The following is a 23008-nucleotide window of genomic DNA, read 5'->3' as shown; positions in this document are numbered from 1 at the left end:
GAGCGCAACCGTGCAATACCGCAAATTCGGCAATACCGGTCTCACCGTTTCGCGTCTCACCCTCGGCACGATGACCTTCGGCCTGCAGACCGAGGAAGACGTGTCGCGCAGCATCATGGACCGGGCGGCGGACGCGGGCGTCAATTTCATCGACACGGCGAACGTCTATCCGCTCGGCAGCGGGCACGATCTCGCGGGCCGCACCGAGGAAATCGTCGGCCGCTGGCTGAAAGGCCGTCGCGACCATTACATTCTCGCGACCAAGGCCGTGCATGAAATGGGGCCGCTCGCGTGGCACAAGGGCGCATCGCGCAAGCATCTGCTCGACGCGATCGATGCATCGCTTAAACGGCTCGATACCGATTACGTCGATCTCTATCAGCTTCACAACGACGATCACGACACGCCGCTCGACGAGATGCTCGAAGCGCTCGATACCATCGTGCGGCAAGGCAAGGCGCGCTATATCGGCGTGTCGAATTTTCTGGCGTACCGGCTGGCGCGCGCGCTCGGCCGCTCGGATGTGCTGCGCGCCGCGCGTTTCGTCTCCGTGCAGCCGCGCTACAACCTGCTCTTTCGCCAGATCGAGCGCGAATTGCTGCCGCTCGCGACCGAGGAAGGACTCGCCGTCATTCCCTACAACCCGCTCGCCGGCGGACTGCTGACGGGCAAGCACCGCTACGACGCCGCCCCGAGCGACGGACGCTTCACCGGCGCGGTCGGCAAGGCAGGCGCGATGTATACGCAGCGCTACTGGCACGAGCGCGAATTTCACACCATCGAAGCGATCAACGGAATCGTTGCGCCGACCGGACGCTCGCTCGCGAGCACGGCGCTCGCGTGGGTGCTGGCGAATCCGGCGGTGACGTCGGCGATCATCGGCGCGAGCCGGCCCGATCAGCTGAACGAGACGCTCGCGGCCGTCGATCAGCCGATCGATCCCGACATCAAGGCGAAGCTCGATGAAGCGACGGTCGAATACCGCTTCGGCGACGCGTTGCGCTGATCGTTCAGACGCGGGCCGCGCGGGCGCGAACCACGCCTTCGAGCGAGTAGATCGCGAGCGCGGTCCAGATGGCGCCATAGCCGATCACCTGATCGTGCCCGAAGAACTCGTGATAGATCACGACGCCGATCAGCAATTGCAGCGACGGCGTGATGTACTGGATGAGCCCGAGCATCGATAGCGGAATGCGCCGCGCGCCTGCCGCGAACAGCAGCAGCGGCACCGCGGTCACGGGCCCCGCCGCCGCAAGCAGCAGTTTCACGCTGAGCGAGGCATGTTCGAAGCCGCTGCCGCCGTGCGAATTCAGAAAAAAGAGATACAGCAGCGCAACGGGACACAACAGCATCGTTTCGAGCGTGAGTCCTTCGAGCGCGCCGAGCGATGCGGTCTTGCGCAACAGCCCGTAGCCGCCGAAGGTCAGCGCGAGCGCGAGACTGATCCACGGCGGCGCGCCGTTCACCCACGTCAGCCACGCGACGCCTGCCGCGGCGATCGTCACCGCGAGCCACTGCACCGGCCGCAGCCGCTCGTGCAGGAACGCCATCCCGAACAGCACGTTGACGAGCGGGTTGATGAAGTAGCCGAGACTCGCCTCGACGATGCGCCCGTCGTTCACCGCCCAGATATAGATGCCCCAGTTCGCCGACAGCAGCACGGCGCTCGCGGCGAAACGCGCAAGCAGACGCTTGTCGCGCAGGACGGGGCCGAGCCACTTCCATTGACGCCGCACGGTCATGACGATCAGCAGGAATGCCATCGACCACGCCATGCGATGCGCGAGCATCTCGACCGCGCCGATCGAATGCAAGGCCTTGAAGTAAATCGGAAAAAGGCCCCAGATGGCAAAGGCCGCGAATGCGTAGACGACGCCTGGATTCATTGTTCGATGCGTTGAGCGGATAAACGCCGCGTACGAACGATCGGCTCGTTCGCGCGCCTGCTCGCCGTGTTCCCGGAAAGCGATCCGCAAGGATTGGAAGCCGGATTTTAGTCGACGCGAGCGGTTCGGCTCCAGCAGTGACCGAACAATCGGCCGGTTCGCGGCGAACCCTTGGACGAATTCTTGCTCGAACCCTAGCGCGAACGCCCCGCTCTTCGCCCTTTTGTTTGTTTCCTGGCCGCTAATGAATAACCACAACGTCAATCAGAATTTCTTCCATATCCTGCTGTGCGTCGTGACGCTCGCGCTCGCCTGGGTGCTGCTGCCGTTTTTTGGCGCCATCTTCTGGGGTGCGATTCTCGCGATCCTGTTTCAGCCGATGCAGCGTTACCTCGCCGCGCGCTTCGGCAAGCGTCGAAACCTCGCCGCGCTGACGACGCTGGCCGCCGCGATTCTCATCGTCATCATTCCGCTCGCGATCGTCGCGGTGACGCTCGTGCAGGAAATCGCCCTCGTCTACGCGCGGATCAAGAGCGGCGAGCTGAATTTCGGGCTTTACTTCCAGCATGTGCTGCACGCGTTGCCGGCGTCGGTGCAGCAACTGCTCGGCCGTTATGGACTCGACGACATTCCCGGCGTGCAGCGCAAGCTGATGGAAGGCGCGTCGCAGATCAGCCAGTTCGCCGCGACGCAGGCGCTGTCGATCGGGCAGAACACGTTCCAGTTCGTGGTGAGCTTCGGCGTGATGCTTTATCTGGTGTTTTTTCTACTGCGCGATGGCGGCGAAATCGGACGGCGCATCCGGCGCGCGATTCCGCTCGATCCCGAGCCGAAGCAGCATCTGATCGCGAAGTTCACGACCGTGGTGCGCGCGACGGTCAAGGGGAACATCGCGGTTGCGGCCGTGCAGGGTCTTCTCGGCGGGCTGATTTTCTGGATTCTCGGCATCGGCGGTTCGCTTTTGTGGGGCGTGCTGATGGCGTTTTTGTCGCTGCTGCCCGCGGTCGGCGCGGCAATCGTGTGGGCGCCCGCCGCGCTCTACTTTTTCATGACGGGGCAAATCGTCAAGGGGCTGATTCTGGTCGCGTTCTGCGTCGTGGTGATCGGGCTCGTCGATAACGTACTGCGACCGATTCTCGTCGGCAAGGATACGAAAATGCCGGACTGGGTCGTGCTCATTTCGACGCTCGGCGGGATGGCGCTTTTCGGCATCAACGGGTTCGTGATCGGGCCGCTCGTCGCGGCGCTGTTCATGGCGAGCTGGGATTTGTTTTCGCAGGATGGGGTGAGCGGCCGGGGCGAGTGACGCGCGTTGGTCTGCCTGGTGTCGTGGCCTGCTCGTCTGTAACGAATCATCAAGAAGATGTGTCTTGGCGTGTAGGCTGTCTGTATGGTGGCGGTTTCGAACCACCATCCGGCAGTACCGCATGACAACCGATCCCAGACTCGCAAAACTTCGAGCAACGGCAACTGGCTTTTTACTTTGCGCGGTGCTCGCCGGTTGCAACGGCAGGCACGACGACATGCCCGCCGCGGCCGACGACGTTCCGGTGCTTTCGGTTCCCCTCAAGCGTGACGGCCACTGGCTCCTCGAGGCGCGCAGCGCGGACGGCAAATCAGTGCGGGTCCTTCTGGATACAGGTGCGACCCTGAACGTACTCGATAGTCGCGGTCGGCTGGCCGCCGTCCCGATGACGCCGGCCGCCGAAGCGGTTTTCCTCAGGAACGGCCTGCTATCGGAGCCCGTTGGCGACCGCGCCGTCACGAGCGGAACGGCGAGCGACACGATGCGCATGGAGCTTGGCACGAGTCCGGCGATCCGTCTCGACGGTTGGTCGATGGCGGCGGGCGGACCGGTGCTCATCGGTGACATGGCGCGCCTTTCTTCCGTCGATGAGAGGCCTTTCGACGGCATCATCGGGATGGAGTCGATGCGCAATCTGACATGGCGAGCCGATTATGTTGCCGGGCGGCTCTCCGCGTATGCCGGCGAAGCACCTGCGCATGCATGGCAGCAGTGCGCGTTCATGACGCTGGATGCCGCGCAGCGAACGCCGCTCATCGAACTGCGTCTCAGGGACGAATCTTTGCCGTTCCTGCTCGATACGGGCGACAACGGGGATGTCGCGCTGCCACAGGAAACGTTCGATGCGATCGCGGAAGCGCAATGGTTCGAGCGCATCAATACGACCTTTTCCTACGATGCGACCGATCGATTCACGCCGAATCAGCAGGGTTTGATCGCCGGATTCGCCATCGGTCAGAAGGCGCTACCGAAACTCACGGTGCTGGCAGGCTCACCAACGCCTCGTATCGGCCAGGGCTTGCTGGAAAAGATGGACCGCTTCGAAATGGATTTCCGTCACTACCGGTTCTGCTTCGATCTTCCCGATACGCCCAAAGACAGCACGCCCTCTATTATCGGCGCTGGCCTGCAGCGCGCTGGCGATCGCTACAGGGTCGCCGCACTCGCACCGGACGGCAGATTGGCCGCAAGCGGCATCGAGATTGGCGATCGGGTCGTCATGGTTGAGCGGACGTCGGTTGCGACGCTTAAGTTCGTCCGTCTGCTCGAACTGTTGAACGCGGCCGCGACCGGCGAGGTGACTATCGAACGAGGGAAACGCACGCTGGTTATCAAGTTGAAGGCGATCTGAATTGCGGCGCGTAGTGGTGGTCTCGCAGCATTGGCGCGCTGCCATGCCACTCACCCCGGTTACTTCGAAGGTAGTTCCGACGCTGCGCTGCGCAGTTGTTCTGCGCGTCTGCTGTTGAGTTCTGCGATGCACGCGAGTCGCCTGATCTCGTGAGAATTCCCTGCGGCCCCACCATTGAGTGACGCTGAGAATTTGCATTGAGCCTCACGATACTGAGTGAACGACTTATTCGACGTTGAGAGACCCGCTCGGGCCGCGCGGCTGAATCTGTCGTCTTCATCCCACTGCGCGAGCGCGCTGATAGCATTCTGTTCGGCCTGTTTCAAATCGCGTTCGCTCTGATTTGCTTTTTCCTCCAGGCACGCGCGCACGTGCACCTGCGAAAAGTGGAGTGAACTGCATTGTGCGCGTAGTTCCTTTTCGCTCAACACTGAATTTGCATGACCGAAAAATGGAAAGCAGGCTATTAGACTCACGCCGACGCGCCTTAACGTACTCATGGCCTTCTCATTCTTCATCGCGCAATAATGGTCCAGACGTAGTCGAATTTTTTTGCGTACTCGCTGTCCCCACCGCCGTTATAGCGATTCGCAATCATGGCTGAGTTTATCGGTCGCCAGCCAGTGATGACTTGTCCGATCGATGCCTTTCGGCACTTTAAGATTTGACCCGAGCGCAGGATATTCGCTGCCGGATTCAGGCTTTTGAGCACATCGACCGTACTCCCCTGCGCCTTTGCGATCTTTTCGAGGCTATCGCCAGCCTTGACGGTTACATCGAACGTTCTGGAATCGCCGTCCAGCACACTTCGGTACTCGAATCTTGCCGAACGCATGAGCAGATAACCCACTCCCGCCCGAATGTTATGAAGGGGGTCTGCTCTGACCGACGCGACCGTGAGGCGGGACTTCCATGCTGGCGGCAGAATCAAGTCTCCACCTTCCTTGGCAGAGAGCAGCGCTGACAGCCCCGGATCTCCTGCTACACCTATTTGCATCGGCTTCTTTTTCCATTCGGAACTGTTGGCGCCGGATTCGACCCATGTCATTGCCTTGATGATCCGCCAATCGAGCGGTCGATATCCCGCGTTTCCGATCAGGTGATGATTGAATTCGCTGACCGCCAGTTGAACTTCATTGTCCCAACTGTTCCATCTATCATCCCCAACCGCTGCACTTATTCCGTCGCGCCATTTATCAAAACTGGGTGCTGAATTGTCCGCCATGGTTCGATCCTCCTGCGGACAATTCTCAGTCATGTAGCGCAGATTGTTTAGACGAATCCTCTTAATTCGTGGCTGACTGCGATCCATGCGAAGCGACGTCTGAGCAAAAAAAAACGCGCCGTCCTTTCAAGACGGCGCGCGTTGTTCAGATAACTGTCGGAGGTGATGTCAGCGCGTACTCGGCGCCGTATACCGGCATTCGAACCGCTTCCTCACCGTTCCGTTTTCATCGACGCTTTCCAGATAAACGTCGAATTGCCACAAGCGCGCCATGTGCTTGAGCACTTCGTCGCTATCGTTCGCGAGATGGCGGTTATCCGTCATGAAATGCCGCAGCGTCAGGCTGCGATCCCCACGCGTGTTCACCGAATAAACCTGAATGTTCGGCTCCCGATGATGAATATCGTATTGCCGCGACAGCGCCTGACGCACGTAACGATATCCGCTGTCGTCATGAATGGCCGACACTTCCAGCGCATCGCGCATATCGTCATCGAGAATCGAGAACAGACGCATTTCCCGGATCAGATGCGGCGACAGATACTGCGCGATAAAGCTCTCGTCCTTGAAGTTGCGCATCGCATAATGCAGCGATTCCAGCCAGTCGCTTCCCGCGAGTTCCGGGAACCATTCGCGATCCTCGTCCGTCGGGTTTTCGCAGATGCGGCGAATGTCGCTCATCATCGAAAAGCCGAGGGCGTACGGATTGATGCCGCTGTAATACGGCTTCGTCACCGGCGGCTGATACACCACATTCGAATGCGAATGCAGAAACTCCATCATGAAGCTGTCTTCGAGACGGCCTTCGTTATAGAGCGTGTTCAGCAATGTGTAATGCCAGAACGTGGCCCAGCCTTCGTTCATGACTTGCGTCTGCCGCTGCGGATAAAAATATTGCCCGATCTTGCGCACGATGCGGATCACTTCCCGCTCCCACGGCTCAAGCAACGGCGCATTCTTCTCCGCGAAATACAGCAGATTCTCCTGCGGCTCCGGCGGATACCGGCTCTCGGTTTCCTCGGGCGACGGCTCCTTGCCCTTGGGCAGCGTGCGCCACAGTTCGTTGACCTGCGATTGCAGATACGCTTCGCGCTCGCGGCGCATCGCCGCTTCCTTCGCCAGCGACAGTTTCTGCGGCCGCTTGTAGCGATCGACGCCGTAATTCATCAGCGCGTGGCACGAATCGAGCAGTTCCTCGACGCGATCCAGCCCGTAACGCTCCTCGCACTCCGCGATGTAATTCTTCGCATAGACGAGGTAATCGATGATCGCGTGCGCGTCCGTCCACAGGCGGAAAAGATAATTGCCCTTGAAAAAGGAGTTATGCCCGTACGCGGCGTGCGCAATCACGAGTGCCTGCATCGTCATGGTGTTCTCTTCCATGAGATACGCGATGCAGGGATTCGAGTTGATAACGATCTCATACGCGAGGCCCATCTGCCCGCGCCGATAGCCTTTCTCGGTCGCAAGAAAGTGCTTGCCGAACGACCAGTGGCGATAATTCACCGGCATGCCGACGGACGCATACGCATCCATCATCTGCTCGGAGCTGATGATTTCCAGTTGGATCGGATAGGTGTCGAGACCATAACGGTTCGCGACGCGCGATATCTCGGCGTCGTACTCCTCGATCAGTTCGACGCTCCAGTCCGACGGGCACGGCAGCGGTCGCCGCTTCTCCGATACATTCATTCTGCCTTCCTCGTGCGCGCCGTCTGCTTTCGCGGACGCCTTGCGTTGCCTGGCCTCTGATTCGAGCTGGGAATCCACACGATCGTCCGTGCCTTCCAGCTGATACCCACGCGTCTCGTTGTGCAAATGCCGCGTCGTCATGCGGCCGCCTGCTGCTTTTCGAACAGCTCGCGGAACACCGGATAGATGTCCGCCGCCGAATCGACCTTCTTCATGGCGAGTTCAGGCGCGCCCATCGCAAGCTGAGCATACTCCAACCAGAGATTCTGCTCCTCCGGCGCAACTTGAATATAGGCAAAATACCGGACCTTCGGCAGGATGTCTTCCGCGAGCAGCTTGCGGCACTTGGGCGAGTCGTCCGTCCAGTTGTCGCCGTCCGATGCCTGCGCGCCGTAAATGTTCCATTCAGTCGGCGAATAACGCTCGTCCATGATCTTCTTCATGAGTTCGAGCGCGCTCGACACAACCGTGCCGCCGCTTTCCGTCGAATGGAAGAACGTGTCTTCGTCCACTTCTTCCGCGCGCGTATGGTGCCGGATGAACACGACTTCGATCTTCTCGTAGTTCCGCTGCAGGAACAGATACAAAAGGATGAAGAAGCGCTTGGACAAATCCTTGCGTTGCTCGTCCATCGAACCGGAGACGTCCATCAGGCAGAACATCACGGCCTTGCTCGACGGCGTCGGCTGCTTCACGCGATTGATGTAGCGCAGGTCGAACGGATCGATGAACGGAATGCGCGTGATCCGGCCCTGCATGATGACAATATCCGCTTCGAGCCGGGCGATGTCTTCGGGATCGCCGTTCTCTTCCTTCAGCTGTTCGAGCTGGCGCTCCATCTCACGCAGTTGCGATGCAAGCGGCCAGCCGAGCGCGATGCGCCGTCCGAGCGCGGAGCGCAGCGATCTCACCACGTCGATATTGTTGGGCGTGCCTTCCGCCGCCCAGCCCGCGCGCACGTTCTTCCACGTCGGCACGGCGAGCAGTTGCGTCTTGACGAGGCGCGGCAGTTCGAGATCGTCGAAGAAGTACTGCATGAACTCTTCGCGCGACAGCTCGAAAACGAAGTCGTCCTGCCCTTCGCCTTCGTTGCTCGCGCTCTTGCCGCCGCCGCCCGCGCCGCCCGGCGGGCGCGGAATCTTGTCACCGCGAATGTAATCCGCATTGCCCGGATGAACGTACTCGCGCTTGCCGCCCGGTCCGTGACGGAACGAGGGCTCGGAGATGTCCTTCTTGGGAATGGTGATGCTCTGAGTGCTTTGAATGTCTTTGATGCTGCGATCGCGCACCGCGTCGGAAACGGCGCGGCGAATGTAACTCTTGACGCGTCGCAGGAAGCGCTCGCGATTGGCGATGCTCTTGTTCTTGCCGGCTAACCTGCGGTCGATGATTTGGTGCAGCACATCCAGTCTCCCGCGTTATTGGCGAGGTTGTGAGGCGCTGCGCGGAGCTTCGACTGATCGCAGCGTCTTTCGTCTCGCAAACTGTCCACTGTGCGGTCCGGTTGCAATCCACGCGCCCGGGCCGCCGGGACTTCCTGACTATCGCTTTGCGCGGGACCGGAGCCAGGCGCTTCGAGCGCCGGCTCCCGTCTTGCCTTGCTTACATCACGACGACTTGCGCACGCGCAGATACCAGTCGCACAGGAGCCGGACCTGCTTCGGCGTATAACCCTTCGCGACCATGCGATTGACGAAGTCTTCGTGCTTGCGTTGCTCTTCGGCCGATCCTTTCGCGTTGAACGAAATCACCGGCAGAAGTTCTTCCGTGTTGGAGAACATCTTCTTCTCGATCACCACACGCAGCTTCTCATAGCTGATCCACGCGGGGTTCTTGCCGCCATTGGCCGCACGAGCGCGCAACACGAAGTTCACGATCTCGTTGCGGAAGTCCTTCGGGTTGCTGATGCCCGCGGGCTTCTCGATCTTCTCCAGCTCGGCGTTCAATGCCGCGCGGTCGAAACTCTCGCCGGTGTCGTGATCGCGGAACTCCTGATCCTGAATCCAGAAGTCCGCATACGTCACATAGCGGTCGAAGATGTTTTGTCCATACTCCGAATACGACTCCAGATAAGCGGTCTGAATCTCCTTGCCGATGAACTCGGCATAGCGCGAAGCGAGCACGTCCTTGATGAACGACAGATACTTCTGCTCCGTTTCCGGCGGGAACTGCTCGCGCTCGATCTGCTGTTCGAGCACGTACATGAGATGCACCGGATTCGCCGCGACCTCGCTCGAATCGAAGTTGAAGACACGCGACAGGATCTTGAACGCGAAACGCGTGGACACACCCGTCATGCCTTCATCGACACCCGCGTAATCGCGATACTCCTGATACGACTTCGCTTTCGGGTCCGTGTCCTTCAGGTTCTCACCGTCGTAGACCTGCATCTTCGAGAAGAGGCTCGAGTTCTCCGGTTCGTGCAGACGCGTGAGCACGGCCATCTGCGCCATCATCTTGAGCGTGCCCGGTGCGCAGACCGCCTCGGCGAGGGACGAATTGCGCAGCAGCTTCTCGTAGATCTTGATCTCTTCGCCGTAGCGCAGGCAGTACGGCACCTTCACGACGAAGATACGATCGAGCAGTGCTTCGTTGTTCTTGTTGTTGCGGAACGCCTTCCACTCCGACTCGTTCGAGTGCGCGAGGATGACGCCGTCGAACGGAATCGCGCCGAAGCCTTCCGTGCCCTTGAAGTTGCCTTCCTGGGTCGCGGTCAGCAGCGGGTGCAGCACCTTGATCGGCGCCTTGAACATCTCGACGAATTCCAGCAAGCCCTGATTGGCGAGGCACAGGCCGCCGGAATAGCTGTAGGCATCGGCGTCGTCCTGCGAATACGTTTCGAGCTTGCGGATGTCCACCTTGCCGACGAGCGACGAGATGTCCTGATTGTTCTCGTCGCCAGGCTCGGTCTTCGCAATGCCGATCTGACGAAGAATCGACGGATAGCGGCGCACGACGCGGAACTTGCGGATGTCGCCGTTGTACTCGTGCAGGCGCTTCACCGCCCACGGCGAGAGAATGCTCTTGAGATAGCGGCGCGGAATGCCGTATTGCTCTTCGAGCACCGGACCGTCTTCGTCGTAATCGAAAAGGCCGAGTGGCGATTCGTTGACGGGCGAGCCCTTCAGCGAATAGAACGGCACACGCTCCATGAGCTGCTTGAGTCGTTCGGCGATCGACGACTTGCCGCCGCCCACCGGACCCAGCAGATAAAGGATCTGCTTCTTCTCTTCGAGACCCTGCGCCGCGTGCCGGAAGTAGGACACGACGTTCTCGATCACTTCCTCCATTCCGTAGAACTCGCGGAATGCCGGATACACCTTGATGACCTTGTTTGCAAACACACGCGATAAACGCGGGTCGAGCCGAGTGTCGACCATCTCCGGTTCCCCGATGGCCGTCAACATGCGTTCGCCCGCTGTTGCATATGTGGCAGGATCTTCTTTGCAGAGCGCGAGATACTCTTCGAGCGAGAATTCCTCCTCGCGAGTTTTTTCGAAGCGCGTCGCGAAACTGCTGTAGATATCCATGCTACCTCCTCGCCGAAGTCAGAAAGCTATGCCGTGCGCAACGCGCGTAATCGAAACGACATCGCTTGAAATCATCCTAAACCCTTTCGAATTTTTTTTCACGCACTTGCGTTGTTCATTTGCTTCGAAGAATTCCTAGCTTGGTGCGCTATTTTCGTTCACCTACAATGTTCATCCCAATGTCGCTATCCTCTTGCGCGACATGGTCCCTGCCTGTTCGCTTCCCCGCGCTCTTCGCTACTTATCTACTGCTTCCGTCCGCCAATGCGACGCGCGCCTCACATCCTTGGTTACGTGGACAAGCGCTCAAGAGATGCACGCATCCGATAAAGACGATGCGCGTGCGACATCATCAATAATCGTTCCCGGTGCGGCGCATCCGAACATCAAGCGAGCACCAATTCCAGTTCGCCGATGCGATCGATCGCACCATGCAGCATGCCCGGTCCATCGACGCGATACGCGCCCGTATAGGAACCTGTTGTAATGGTCCAGAACGGCTCGACCGTCAAACCCATGCGAGAACAATGGTTGACGAGCCACGGCAGCAATTCGCGCGGATCGCCCGCGGGATTGCCGAGCGCGGCCGGTGCGATCGACACGCCGTCGAGGGTGAATTCCAGTCGCGGCGTCAGAAAGTCGAAGCCCGGCGCGACGACGTCGTAAGGTTCCATGCCCGATACGACGAGCGCGCCGTTATTCTGCGAATCCGCGAGCTGGGCCAGCGGATCGAGATTGGGCCATTGAGCGAAACGGCTGTCGACGACTTCGAGCGCGACCGCGATGCCGCCGATCGCGTCGAATACTTCCTCGCGTGTGTAAGGGTCGGGTCGCGCGGGCAGCGCATAGGAAAAGCGGAACGCGACTTCGAGTTCCACGAGCACGCGGAAAAACGATTGAAAAGGTAGGCGCGCGGGCGAAACATGGACGAGCGCGGCGTCGATGGGCGCGCCCGTGGCGAGCGCGTCGGGTGCGCGCGCGCCGATCTTCCAGGCGCCGATGCGCGCATCCGACTCTCTCAGCATCTCGTGCTGGATCGCGTAGGCGGTGGGCGCATCCGCAGGTATGTCGGCCGGCGCCAGCGTGTCGATCAGCTGATGCCGGCGGCGGGCGTCCGCGAGCTTCGCGGCGAGTGTCGATCCGGTCATGTCGATATCCTCGTGTGAGCGGTGAGGCACCCACCAGTGTACGGGTTACCGGATCGACGTTGGTCGCGCGCGTGTGCACTCGCGCGCATTCAGGCCTTAAGCGCCGTCTGTCGCGCTCAGAACGTCTCCCAGTCGCCGCTTGCCTCCGTCGTGGCGGACGCCTTCGGCGCGGGCGACGGCGCGGCGGGTGCGCGCTTCGCCGGCTTCAAGGCAACGCGCGCAGGCATCGTTGCGCGCGGTGCAATTTTCGCCGCCATCGTGGATGCTGCCGGAACAGCAGCAAGCGCCGCGCCGTCCGCGACCTGGAACACCGCCACCGCCTGCCGCAGCCGCCCGGCCTGATCTTCGAGCGACTGCGCGGCGGCCGCCGCTTCCTCGACGAGCGCCGCGTTCTGCTGCGTGACTTCGTCCATCTGCGTGACGGCGCGCGACACCTGCTCGATGCCGCTCGACTGTTCCTCCGACGCCGCCGCGATCTCGCCCATGATGTCGGTCACGCGCTGCACCGCGCCGATGATCTCGCTCATCGTGCGGCCGGCTTCGTCGACGAGCGTCGTGCCCGTCTGCACGCGCGCGACGGACGTGTCGATGAGTTCCTTGATTTCCTTCGCCGCCGCCGACGAGCGTTGCGCCAGACTGCGCACTTCGCCCGCGACGACCGCGAAGCCGCGCCCTTCTTCGCCCGCGCGCGCCGCTTCGACGGCCGCGTTGAGCGCCAGAATGTTGGTCTGGAACGCAATGCCCTCGATGATCGTGATGATGTCCGCGATCTTCGACGAACTGCCGTTGATCTCGCGCATCGTGTCGACGACCTGCGTGACGACCGCGCTGCCCTTGCCGGCGATTTCCGACGCGTTCGCCGCGAGTGCGCTCGCCTGCCGTGCGTTGTCGGCGTTCTGGCGGACGGTGCCGGTCAGCTCTTCCATGCTCGACGCGGTTTCCTGCAGCGCCGATGCCTGTTCTTCCGTGCGCGACGACAGATCGGTATTGCCCGCGGCGATCTGCTGCGTCGCCGACGCGATCGATTCGCTGCCCGAGCGCACCGTGCGGACGGTCGTCAGCAGGCTCGCGCGCATCTTGGCGAGACCTTCGAGCAACTGGCCCATTTCGTCGCGCGACGTGATGGCGACCTCGCGGCGCAGATCGCCCGCGGCGATCGATTCGAAATGACCGAGCGCCGCTTCGAGCGGCCGCGCGATGGCGCGCCTGAGCGACAGCCACGCGAACGCGGCCGCGGCGATGCCGAGCGCGATCGCGCCGAAGCTCAGCGCGCGGAACCATCCGAAGCGGTCCTGCGTCTCCTCATAGCTTCTCGCGGATGCTTCGGTCAGATGCTTGCGCAGCGCGTCGTTGGCGTTGGCGAGTTCGTTGTACGTCGCCTGCATCGCCTTGGCGTTCGCGATGATGGCGTCGTGATCGTTCGCCAAGACCGCCGCGACGCCCTTGTCGACGATGCCCTGCAGCGCGAGGCGCCGGTCCTGAGCGGCGTCGGCGAGGCGCTTTTCTTCCGGCGCTTGCGGCAGCGCCAGGTATTGCTTCCAGTAGCCGTCCGCGCGTTCGCGCATCATACGCGCGCGCTCGACCGTGGCCGCCACTTCCGGCGTGCCGGCGAGCAGCGCCGCGCGATCGAACACGAGACGCTCGCGCGCCGCATACATTTCCGCGTTGCCGACGGCGATCGCCGCGGGCATCTGCACCGAATAGGTGTCTTGAAACGCGCGATTCGAATGGCTCATGCCGGTGAGCCCCAACGCGCCGATCGCGATGAGCAGCGCCCCCAGAAACGCCATCGAGATGCCGAGGCGCGCCTTGATCGTCAAAGCTGTTTTCATTGAATTTTTCCCTGATGTCGCTCGCGAGCGGAGTCGTCGTTGCGTGGCAGCGTGCGCGCGGGACATCGCGCGACCGCTATCGATGTAAACGGCGCGAAAGTGTCGGCACTTGAGGAATTTGTTTCGTATGAAAAGAAAACGGCGCGTCAGACGCGCCGTGTTTTCAATGAATATTGAAAAGTTATGCTGAAATTTCGCTGCGGTGCGGAATCGATGGTTGCGCGCCCTCGCGCGTCACCGCGATTGCCGCCGCGCGCTGGCCGAACGCGATTGCGTGCATTGCCGCCGCGCCGCGTGCGAGTTCCGCCGCGAAGCCGCCGATGAACGTGTCGCCGGCGGCGGTCGTATCGACCGCTTCGACGCGCGGCGACGGCAGATGAACGCCTTCGTCGTCCGCGCCGTCGAGCAAAGCCAGCACGCCTTGCGCGCCGAGCGTCACGATGATGTTGCGCGCGCCTTTCGCCTTGAGCGCCTGCGCGGCGCGGCGCGCGTCGTCGGGCGTTTCGATGGCGACCCCGGAGAGCGTCGCGGCTTCGAGTTCGTTCGGAATCAGATAGTCGATCAGCGGGAACCAGTCCGGCGGCAATTTGCGCGCCGCGGGCGCGGGATTCAGGATCGTCGTGCGCTTCAGGCGACGGCCGGCGGCGAGCGCGGCGCGCACGGCGTCCGGCGGCGTTTCGAGCTGGCACACGATGACGTCGGCGCGCGCGATGAGCGCCTCCTGCGCTTCGATGCGCGCGGGCGTGACTTCGGCGTTGCTGCCCGCGACGATGACGATCGCGTTCTGGCTCGCATCGTCGACGACGATGAGCGCGACGCCCGTCGGCGCGCTGGCGCTGGTCGCGAGCGCCGTGCAGTCGATGCCTTCCGCTTCGAGGCTGCCTCTGAGCGTGGCGCCGTTCGTATCGTCGCCGACGCAGCCGATCATCGCGACATGCGCGCCCAGGCGCGCCGCGGCGACCGCCTGATTGCTGCCCTTGCCGCCCGGCATCTGCGCGAACGCGTGTCCGGCGAGCGTTTCCCCCGGTCGCGGCAGGCGCGGCGCGCGCGCGACGAGATCCATGTTGAGGCTGCCGACCACGGTCACGCGGCCGGTTTTGGCACTGTCGCCCATCTCGTTTCCTTTGGTTCCTTTACTGCACCGCGGTCGTTACGCCTTCGCGCCGCGCGACTCGGGCACCACCGCGGTCGATTCGCGGCGCACGAGGCGCGGCGGCACCACGCGGCGGCGCGTCGTGCCCGTCAGCTTGCCGGTGATGCGCTCAATCAGCGTCTGCGCGGCCATTTCGCCGAGCGCGCGCACCGATTGCCCCACCGTCGACAAGGCCGGATAGGTGTAGCGCGACAGCTCGACATCGTCGAAACCGATGATCGAGCAGTCCGTCGGCACGTTGATGTGACGCTCCGCCGCCGCACGCAGCGCGCCGATGCCCATCATGTCGTTGCACGCGAAGATCGCCGTCGGCTTCATGTTGTCGAGCAGGAGCGAGGCCGCCGCGTAACCGCCCGTCGCGGAAAAGTCGCTCTGCTGGATCGCGTTCGGCGCGATTTCCATGCCGCGCTCGGCCATCGCGCGGATGAAGCCGTGCAGGCGCATCGCGGAAACGGCGGTCGCGACCGGGCCTGTGATGCAGCCGATCTTCGAATGCCCGAGCTGCAGCAGATGCCGCGTCGCGAGATACGCGCCCTTTTCGTGGTCGATCTGCACGAGGTCCGATTGCAGCCCCTCGATATTGCGGTCGACGATCACGAGCGGCTCGCGCGCGCCCGCGAGGCATTGCGCGAGCACCGAGTCCTCGCCCGCCGATGCAATCACGAGCCCGTCGATGCGCTTTTCCTGCAGCACGCGCAGGTAGTTGCGCTGCTTCGCGGGATCGTCGTCGGAGTTGCAGAAGAACACGCAATAGCCGTTCTTCGCGCAGCCGTCCTCGACGCCGCGCGCGAGCTCGGCGAAATACGGATTCGTCGCGTTCGGCACGAGCAGGCCGATGGTCGCCGTCGAGCGCGCCTTCAGCGAGCGCGCGACCGCCGACGGCACGTAGTCGAGCTCACGGATCGCCCGCTCGACTTTCGCCCGCACGTCGGCCGAAACCGGCCGCGAATTGTTCACTACGTGGGATACCGTCGTAAACGACACCCCGGCAATGGCTGCCACGTCTTTGATCGTCGCCATACATCGTCCTTCGCTATGCTTTGGTCCAACTGCTCTTATTGGTCGTAAGGCGTCCGGCGCGACCACTTTTCATGCGCCGCTCTGCTTTCCCCGCGCCCTGCCTGCTTCATTGTGTGCGGCGGCGATGAATCCCCGTTCGCCGCTGCCGCCCGCTGCCTTCTCTCGTCGCCGGCCGTTGCTCCACCCCGTTCGGAGCGCCCGCCTGCGCCGCCCTTCGATCAAATCCGCTTTCTCCTGCTGCGGTATGTATCCAGCACCACCGCCACCACGATCACCGCGCCGGTAATGATGCGCTTGGTCGGCTCGTTCGCGCCGATCTGCGCCAGTCCCGCCGCCAGCACGGAGATGATCAACACGCCGAAAAACGTGCTGATGACCGAGCCGCGCCCGCCCATCAGGCTCGTTCCGCCGATCACGACCGCCGCGATCACCTGCAGTTCCAACCCCGCGCCGGCGTTCGGATCGGCGGCTTCGAGCCGCGAGATCTGAAAGAGCGCCGCGAGTCCGGACAAGGCGCCCATCAGCGCGAAAACGATCACCTTGTACGGCCGCGGATTCACGCCCGCGAGACGCACGGCTTCCTCGTTCGTGCCGATCCCTACGAGATATCGGCCGAAAACCGTCCGGGTCAAGACCAGATGGGCAATTATCATCACCGCGACCGCGATCAGGAACGCGGGCGAGATGCCGAACGCGATCGGATTCGACAGAAAATCGAACGCATCGCCGATGTACGCCGTGCGCGAATTCGTCATCTGATACGCAAGCCCGCGCGCGCCTTCCAGCACGCCGAGCGAGACGATGAACGACGGAATCCGCCACGCCACCGTCACGAGGCCGGTCACGGCGCCCGTCAGCGCGGCGGCCGCGAGCCCGATCAGCGCCGCCGGAAACGCCGGCCAGTGCCACTTCAGCGCGGCCACGCTCACCACCGACGCGCCCAGCGCCAGCACCGAGCCGACCGACAGATCGATGCTCGCAATGATGAGCACGAACGTCATGCCGACCGACATCACGACGAGATCCGGAATCTGGTTCGCGATCGTGCTGAACGTGTCGTACGTCAGAAAGTGCGTGCTCAGCACCGAAAACAGCGCGATCATCGCGGCGAGCGCGCCCGCGAGACCCAGGTAATTCGAAATGCCCAGACGCGTGCCGACGCCTTTCGTGCTCTTCGGCGCATCGGCGGGCAGATTCGCTTCGCTCATTCAATGCTCCACGTTGTCTTCGGGCGCTTTCGCGTCCGGGGCGATGGGCTCGTGCAGGATCGCCTCGCGCTTCGCGTAACCCGAGAACGCCGCCGCGAGCAGCGCGTCCTGCGTCCAGTTCGCGCGCTCGAACACGCCCGTCATGCGCCCCGCCGACATCACGCCGATACGGTCGCAGATCAGCATCAGCTCGCGCAGGTCGCTCGACACGACGACGAGCGCGCGTCCTTCGCGAGCGAGCGCGCCCATCAGCCCGTAGATGTCGAACTTCGCGCCGACGTCGATGCCGCGCGTCGGCTCGTCGAACAGCAGCACCGAGCAGTCGCGCGCGAGCCACCGGCCGATCACGACCTTCTGCTGGTTGCCGCCCGACAGTTCCGACACGGCCTGCGCCGGCCCCGACGTGCGAATCCGCATCGCGTCGATCTGCCGTTGCGCGAGCGCCGCTTCCCGGCGCGCGTCGACCACGCCGTGCCGCGCCACCGCGCCGACGTTGCCCAGTGAAACGTTCGCGGCGATCGGCAGGCTGAGCAGCAGGCCCTCGCCCTTGCGATCCTCCGTGATGAGCGCGATGCCTTCTTCGACCGCATCCGACGGCGATTGCACCGTCACGCGCCGCAGCGCCTGCCCTTTGCGCGCGACGGACACCGTGCCCGCGTCCGCGCGATCCGCGCCGTAGATGAGCCGCATCAGCTCGGTGCGGCCCGCGCCGATCAGCCCGCTCACGCCGAAAATCTCGCCCGCGCGCACCTCGAACGACACGTCGCGCACGGCCGGCAGCCGCGTCATGCCTTCCACTTTCAGCGCGACATCGCCGATCCGCCGTTCGCCCAGATCGATGCGCTCGCCGATCTCGCGTCCGACCATCAGCGTGACGAGCCGGTCGCTCGTGAGCGCGTCCATCGGACCGATATGCACGAGGCGTCCGTCGCGCAGCACGGCCGCGCGCTCGGCGATGCGCCGCAATTCCTCCAGCCGGTGCGAGATGTACACGAGCGCGACGCCGCGCGCCTTCAGCCTTTCGACCTGCTCGAACAGCAGATCGACTTCGCGCGCGGTGAGCATCGCGGTCGGCTCGTCGAGAATCAGCACGCGGCAATCGCCGATCAGATTGCGCGCGATTTCCACCATCTGCTGATGCCCGATGCCGAGACCGCCGACGAGCGTATCCGGATCGATCGCGTCGAGCCCGACTTGCGCCATCGCGTGACGCGCGTCTTCTGCGAGGCGCTTGCGGTCGATCCAGCCGAAGCCCTTGCGCGGCAAGCGGTTCAGAAAGAGATTCTCCGCCACCGATAACGTCGGCAGCAGGTTCAGCTCCTGCATCACCATGCGCACGCCGAGCGATTCGGCCTCCGAGCGGCTCTTCGGCGCGTAGGGCTGGCCCGCGAGCGTCATCGCGCCGGTCGACGGATCGGTCAGCCCGCCGATGATCTTCGACAGCGTGCTCTTGCCCGCGCCGTTCTCGCCGGTCAGCGCGAGCACCTCGCCCGCGACGAGATCGAGCGATACGTCCGTCAGCACCGGCTCGACATAGGTCTTGCCGATGCCCGTCACCGTCAGCACGTTCGCATCGTTCGGTCCGGTCATGGGGCGCTTCAAGGCTCGGTTGTGCATCCTCGGAATGATCCAGCACGGCTGGGCGAAGCCCGCGCGAAAGGCCGCGGAGCGTGCCCGCGCCGTCTGCCTTTCGCGCTCGTCAGTGTGTTATCGGCACGCCCGCCGCGAACTTGAGGCTTCGCGCCGGCTCACTTCGTCACGAGATCGACCGGCGTTTCCACGACCTGCGAAAGCTCCGACTGCTTCTTGTGGCCGGCAATCGCCTTCAACGCCACGTCGATGCCGAACACCGCCTGCTTCGCCGCGTACTGGTCGGCCGTGGCGAGCACGCGGCCGTCCTTGAGCATCGGCTTGATCGCGCCGATGTTGTCGAAGCCGACGACCTGCACCTTGCCCGCCTTGCCCGCCGCGCGAATCGCCGACACGGCGCCGATCGCCATGTTGTCGTTGTCGCACAGGAGCGCCTTCACGTTCGGATTGGCGTTCAGGATCTGCGACGCGACCGCGTTGCCCTTGTCGATTTCCCATTCGCCCGACTGCAGCGCGACCACCTTCATGCCGGCGGCGTCCATCGCCTCCTTGAAGCCCGCGCTGCGCGCCTGCGAATTCGTCGTGGTCGTCACGCCTTCGATGATCGCGACTTCATCGCCCTTCTTCAGTTTCGGCGCGAGATAGTCGCCGACCTTACGCGCGCCCTTCTTGTTGTCCGGTCCGACGAACGGCACGTTCAGATCCTTCGACTTGAGCACGTCCGGATCGAGCCGGTTGTCGATGTTCACGACGATGATCCCCGCGTCCGCCGCCTTCTTGATGACCGGCACGAGCGCCTTCGAATCAGCCGGCGCGATCACGAGCGCATCGACCTTCGAGACGATCATCTGTTCGACGATGCGGATTTGCGCCGCCGTGTCGGTCTCGTCCTTGATGCCGTTGGTGATCAGGTCGAACTGGCTGGCGTTGTGCGCCTGATAGTCTTTCGCGCCGGTTTCCATCGTCAGGAAGAACTCGTTGGCGAGCGATTTCATGACGAGCGCCACCTTGGGCTTGCCCGCCGGCTGCGCGAACGCCGATGACGACGCGAACGGCAATGCGGTGCAGGCGGCGAGCGCGACGGCAGCCGTGAGGACGCGTCGGCGGATGATTCGGTTCATGCGGATCTCCAATGCTTATTCTGGTTTGTTGGTCTTGCGAGATGCAGCGAACGCGAGCAACGCCAATCGAAACGCGCCGGACGCTCGCGCGCCAATGCCTTCGACGCCCTTTCGCGCACGTTTGAACGTTTGCTCGCCGTCGATTCTCGTTGGACAGGCGCCGGAGGTCAATCGGGCTAACGTGTAGTGCAGCACATACGACAACGCCGTCGAACGGCTGCTCGACGGCGTTTTTAGTTGCCTGCGGACAAGACTCAGAGATCTTCGACCGACTGCCCTTCGACCTTGTTGTCGATGATGTCGCGCGCGTAGTCGATGCCCGCGCGCGTCGCGTCGATCGGACTGTCGAACGGTTCCTGATCGGGCACGCCGAACATCACCGAGCGGCCGCTTTCGCCGTGCGCGCTCTTCGCGATCGTCACGACTATGTCGAAGTGTCGCGGGCTGTCGTCCGGCTCGTCGCGATCCTTCGCGCGCCTCAATGCCTGAACCTTGATCTCGAAGCCTTTGTAATGATCCGACAGGGGCGTGGACATGGACGATCTCCTTTCGCATTGACATGCATCGCACGATCATACGTCGACTGCATCGGTCGTGCGGATCGCCGGCGACGAAAGGCGTTTGCAAGCCTCGTTCCCGCGACTCCCGATTTCACCCTATCCCGCACACCGTTCATATTGTGTTTGCCATAATGCGCGGGCGACATGCCGATACAGACACGCGCCGTCGAACAACAACCGTCACTCAAATCAGGGAGCGTCACATGACCATTCGAGCCACCGCCCTCATCGCCGTGCTGAGCCTGACGCTCGGCGCGAACGTCGCCTTCGCCGCCAACAGTCAGCAAAGCAAGATGACCGATTGCAACAAGCAGGCGGGCGACAAGAAAGGCGACGACCGCAAGGCCTTCATGAAGAGCTGTCTGTCCGCCGCCCCGGCTGCCGCATCCGCGCCGATGACGCAGCAGCAGAAGATGACGGCGTGCAACAGCCAAGCAGGCGACAAGAAAGGCGACGACCGCAAGAGTTTCATGAAAAGCTGCCTCAGCAACAAGGGCTGATCTCGCCTGCGTTCGCGTTCTGCACGCCGCGCCGTTCGCGCGCGGCGCCCTTGCGTATTTACGCTCCCTACCGGCCGATATTGCACTGCACCCAAGCTAGTGATTCGCACCGTCGTCTTTTTCTCATAAGATGGCGCGAAGGCGGCCCCTTACGAAATACAAGAAAGACGCCATCGGCCGCCGCCGTTTCGAGCGAGGCGAAAAGCCGCGCATGGAGGCATCGGATGGCATGGAGACACAAGAACCGCTGGTTCAGGCGGTGGCTCGTGGCGATCACGTTCTGGTTCGTGCCGGTGCTGATCGTCGCGGTGAACGAAGTGCGCGAGGAGATGGCGTACAACAACGTCGATCTCCAGAAGTCGCTTGCCAGCTGGGAGTTGACCGATGCCCAACGCGCGGCCGGCGCCGCGGCGCGCTGCCACGGCACGTCCGAAGAAGCGCGCGCAGCCGGTTGTCCCGAAGATGCCATCGCCGCCACCGAGGTGAAGCATCAGGAAGCGCTCAACGAATACGCGCATCGCAAGGCGACGCTCGCCGATTATCTCTGGCATGCGTTCGTCGGCTACTGGATCGTGCCCGCAGCGTTCCTGCTCGTGCTCGGCGTGCTGATCGGCGGCATCCGGCGCGCGCTGCGCCGTCCGCAACACACGCCCGCGCCGCCCTCCGCCGAAGTAAAAACGACGACCCATCCGTGACCGAGCCTCGGGTACGGTCGTTGCTACTTCCTTCAGCGGTTTTCTCGTACGACCTAAAGGCAGCGTCACGAAAATTCTGCTCGCCTGGGGCCGCACTTCGGGCGAAAACGCCGTTTCCATTTCGGTTTGGTCAAAGCTTCGTCTAACCTTGTATCAGACGATGTGTGCTTCGAAAGATTTGTGTAATTTAACGACGCGCCTGACGCTTATGGGGACGGATTCGGAGTAAGCTAGGTCCGGCTTGTTCGCCCGAATGTTGCGGAGCCTGAAGACCCAAGCCTGACAAGGCTTTCGGCGCATGGGCCGAGGCTCGCGGTTTCACCTTGCTGTGCTATAACTTGGCGTGCCTCACCCTCCCGCTCTTATGGGGTTTCCTAAATTCCACGATGGAGAACAATGATGCAAAGACGAAACTTCATGCTCAAGTCGACGGCCGTGCTGGCAATGGGTGGCCTCGCGCTTGCCGGCTGCACGGCAAACCGGAACGCCGGCAGCGAAGCGGCCGCGGGCGCCGCCGATGACCGCCGCGCCATCGACGCAGATGTCGACAGCACGATCCAGCGTCTCTATGCCACCGTCGGCGGCTCGCGCGAGCTGGTCGCGAAAGCGCGCGGCGTGCTGGTGTTCCCGTCGGTGCTTCAGGCCGGCTTCATCGTCGGCGCACAATACGGCAAGGGTGCGCTGCGTGTGGGCGGCAGCAGCGTCGGGTACTACAGCACGACGTCCGGCTCGTTCGGCCTGCAGGCAGGCGCGCAGTCGAAGGCGCTGATCTTCCTGTTCATGACGCAGGATGCGCTCGACAAATTCCGCAACTCCGACGGCTGGTCGGCGGGCGCGGATGCATCGGTGGCGTTGGTGAAGATGGGCGCGAACGGCGTGATCGACACGACCACCGCCACGAAACCGGTCGAGGCCATCGTCCTGACCAACGCCGGCCTGATGGCCGACGTGTCGCTGCAAGGCACGAAGGTGTCGCGCATCAAGTACTGAGCGCGTCGCGCTTTACCTCGCGGCGAATGCAAAACCGCCGTGTGGTGCGACCTTCCGGGTCGCGCCACACGGCGGTGTTTTTTTTTTTTCCGCGTCGTGTCGGGTCGCGCGGCAGGTCGTCGTCGCGCGATAGCTCAATTTTAAGCGCGCACCCATATTGGCGCGCCCCACCCACAGATAACCCTCCACATATTTACCAGC

Annotated in this window: 21 protein-coding genes; 6 read left to right on the top strand and 15 right to left on the bottom strand. The window is 62.7% G+C overall.

What is annotated here, in order from left to right:
* Positions 1-10: 10 nt before the first annotated feature.
* Complete coding sequence (locus tag NCS02_RS07515) at positions 11-1006, top strand: aldo/keto reductase (protein WP_008349630.1); 996 nt, start codon at positions 11-13, stop codon at positions 1004-1006.
* A gap of 4 nt (positions 1007-1010) precedes the next feature.
* Here the strand turns inward: NCS02_RS07515 and rarD are convergent, their stop codons facing one another.
* Positions 1011-1886 carry an EamA family transporter RarD gene (rarD, locus tag NCS02_RS07510; RefSeq protein WP_008349632.1) on the bottom strand — a complete coding sequence of 292 codons (876 nt, stop codon included), beginning with the start codon at positions 1884-1886 and terminating at the stop codon, positions 1011-1013.
* A 244-nt stretch (positions 1887-2130) separates the two neighbouring features.
* On the opposite strand from rarD, the gene NCS02_RS07505 reads away from it, so the two are divergent.
* Together NCS02_RS07505 and NCS02_RS07500 are read left to right on the top strand one after the other, a co-directional pair.
* Positions 2131-3192: an AI-2E family transporter gene (locus NCS02_RS07505; protein WP_175982891.1), complete on the top strand. Its 1062-nt coding sequence runs from the start codon at positions 2131-2133 to the stop codon at positions 3190-3192.
* Positions 3193-3313: 121 nt separating this feature from the next.
* Positions 3314-4543 (top strand): hypothetical protein, encoded by a 1230-nt coding sequence (locus NCS02_RS07500; RefSeq protein WP_250519459.1) that lies wholly within the window; start codon positions 3314-3316, stop codon positions 4541-4543.
* 59 nt (positions 4544-4602) lie between these two features.
* On the opposite strand, the gene NCS02_RS07495 is transcribed toward NCS02_RS07500, so the two are convergent.
* The 13 genes from NCS02_RS07495 to NCS02_RS07435 form a co-directional block, all read right to left on the bottom strand.
* The gene (locus NCS02_RS07495) at positions 4603-5043 is read right to left on the bottom strand and encodes a lysozyme inhibitor LprI family protein (RefSeq protein WP_175982893.1); all 441 of its coding nucleotides are present in this window, start codon (positions 5041-5043) and stop codon (positions 4603-4605) included.
* A 14-nt stretch (positions 5044-5057) separates the two neighbouring features.
* Positions 5058-5768, bottom strand: a complete 711-nt coding sequence (locus NCS02_RS07490; protein WP_250480521.1) for a LysM peptidoglycan-binding domain-containing protein — start codon at positions 5766-5768, stop codon at positions 5058-5060.
* A gap of 168 nt (positions 5769-5936) precedes the next feature.
* Positions 5937-7601, bottom strand: a complete 1665-nt coding sequence (locus NCS02_RS07485) for a SpoVR family protein (protein ID WP_008349642.1) — start codon at positions 7599-7601, stop codon at positions 5937-5939.
* Positions 7598-8863 (bottom strand): YeaH/YhbH family protein, encoded by a 1266-nt coding sequence (locus NCS02_RS07480; protein ID WP_008349643.1) that lies wholly within the window; start codon positions 8861-8863, stop codon positions 7598-7600. The genes NCS02_RS07485 and NCS02_RS07480 overlap by 4 nt, the downstream gene beginning before the upstream one ends.
* 204 nt (positions 8864-9067) lie before the next feature.
* Entirely contained in the window at positions 9068-10990 is a 1923-nt protein-coding gene (locus tag NCS02_RS07475) for a PrkA family serine protein kinase (RefSeq protein ID WP_008349646.1), read from the bottom strand.
* Between the two features lie 386 nt (positions 10991-11376).
* A complete protein-coding gene (locus tag NCS02_RS07470; protein ID WP_175982894.1) occupies positions 11377-12138 on the bottom strand; it encodes a hydratase in 762 nt (253 codons plus the stop codon).
* Positions 12139-12254: 116 nt separating this feature from the next.
* Positions 12255-13970 carry a methyl-accepting chemotaxis protein gene (locus NCS02_RS07465; RefSeq protein ID WP_250518192.1) on the bottom strand — a complete coding sequence of 572 codons (1716 nt, stop codon included), beginning with the start codon at positions 13968-13970 and terminating at the stop codon, positions 12255-12257.
* A 181-nt stretch (positions 13971-14151) separates the two neighbouring features.
* Entirely contained in the window at positions 14152-15084 is a 933-nt protein-coding gene (gene rbsK, locus NCS02_RS07460) for a ribokinase (RefSeq protein WP_250522961.1), read from the bottom strand.
* Between the two features lie 36 nt (positions 15085-15120).
* The gene (locus NCS02_RS07455; RefSeq protein WP_008349655.1) at positions 15121-16143 is read right to left on the bottom strand and encodes a LacI family DNA-binding transcriptional regulator; all 1023 of its coding nucleotides are present in this window, start codon (positions 16141-16143) and stop codon (positions 15121-15123) included.
* Positions 16144-16361: 218 nt separating this feature from the next.
* Positions 16362-17351 (bottom strand): ABC transporter permease, encoded by a 990-nt coding sequence (locus NCS02_RS07450; protein ID WP_250439732.1) that lies wholly within the window; start codon positions 17349-17351, stop codon positions 16362-16364.
* A complete protein-coding gene (locus NCS02_RS07445) occupies positions 17352-18941 on the bottom strand; it encodes a sugar ABC transporter ATP-binding protein (RefSeq protein ID WP_008349659.1) in 1590 nt (529 codons plus the stop codon).
* A 158-nt stretch (positions 18942-19099) separates the two neighbouring features.
* Positions 19100-20062, bottom strand: a complete 963-nt coding sequence (locus NCS02_RS07440; protein WP_250502032.1) for a sugar ABC transporter substrate-binding protein — start codon at positions 20060-20062, stop codon at positions 19100-19102.
* Positions 20063-20316: 254 nt separating this feature from the next.
* On the bottom strand, positions 20317-20598 hold the full coding sequence (locus NCS02_RS07435) for a hypothetical protein (RefSeq protein WP_008349664.1): 282 nt from the start codon (positions 20596-20598) through the stop codon (positions 20317-20319).
* Between the two features lie 227 nt (positions 20599-20825).
* On the opposite strand from NCS02_RS07435, the gene NCS02_RS07430 reads away from it, so the two are divergent.
* The 3 genes from NCS02_RS07430 to NCS02_RS07420 all read left to right on the top strand — a co-directional run bounded on the left by NCS02_RS07430 (position 20826) and on the right by NCS02_RS07420 (position 22807).
* On the top strand, positions 20826-21122 hold the full coding sequence (locus NCS02_RS07430) for a PsiF family protein (RefSeq protein ID WP_008349666.1): 297 nt from the start codon (positions 20826-20828) through the stop codon (positions 21120-21122).
* Between the two features lie 224 nt (positions 21123-21346).
* The gene (locus NCS02_RS07425) at positions 21347-21817 is read left to right on the top strand and encodes a hypothetical protein (RefSeq protein ID WP_244808084.1); all 471 of its coding nucleotides are present in this window, start codon (positions 21347-21349) and stop codon (positions 21815-21817) included.
* Positions 21818-22216: 399 nt separating this feature from the next.
* Entirely contained in the window at positions 22217-22807 is a 591-nt protein-coding gene (locus NCS02_RS07420) for a BPSL1445 family SYLF domain-containing lipoprotein (protein ID WP_008349670.1), read from the top strand.
* 12 nt (positions 22808-22819) lie between these two features.
* Here the strand turns inward: NCS02_RS07420 and NCS02_RS07415 are convergent.
* A partial coding sequence (locus NCS02_RS07415; protein WP_250522960.1) for a hypothetical protein occupies positions 22820-23008 on the bottom strand: 189 nt, incomplete at its 5' end.

The sequence above is a fragment of the Caballeronia sp. NCF2 genome, from assembly GCF_023631205.1.
Taxonomy (GTDB): domain Bacteria; phylum Pseudomonadota; class Gammaproteobacteria; order Burkholderiales; family Burkholderiaceae; genus Caballeronia; species Caballeronia zhejiangensis.
This window is presented reverse-complemented; position numbering and strand designations above follow the sequence as displayed.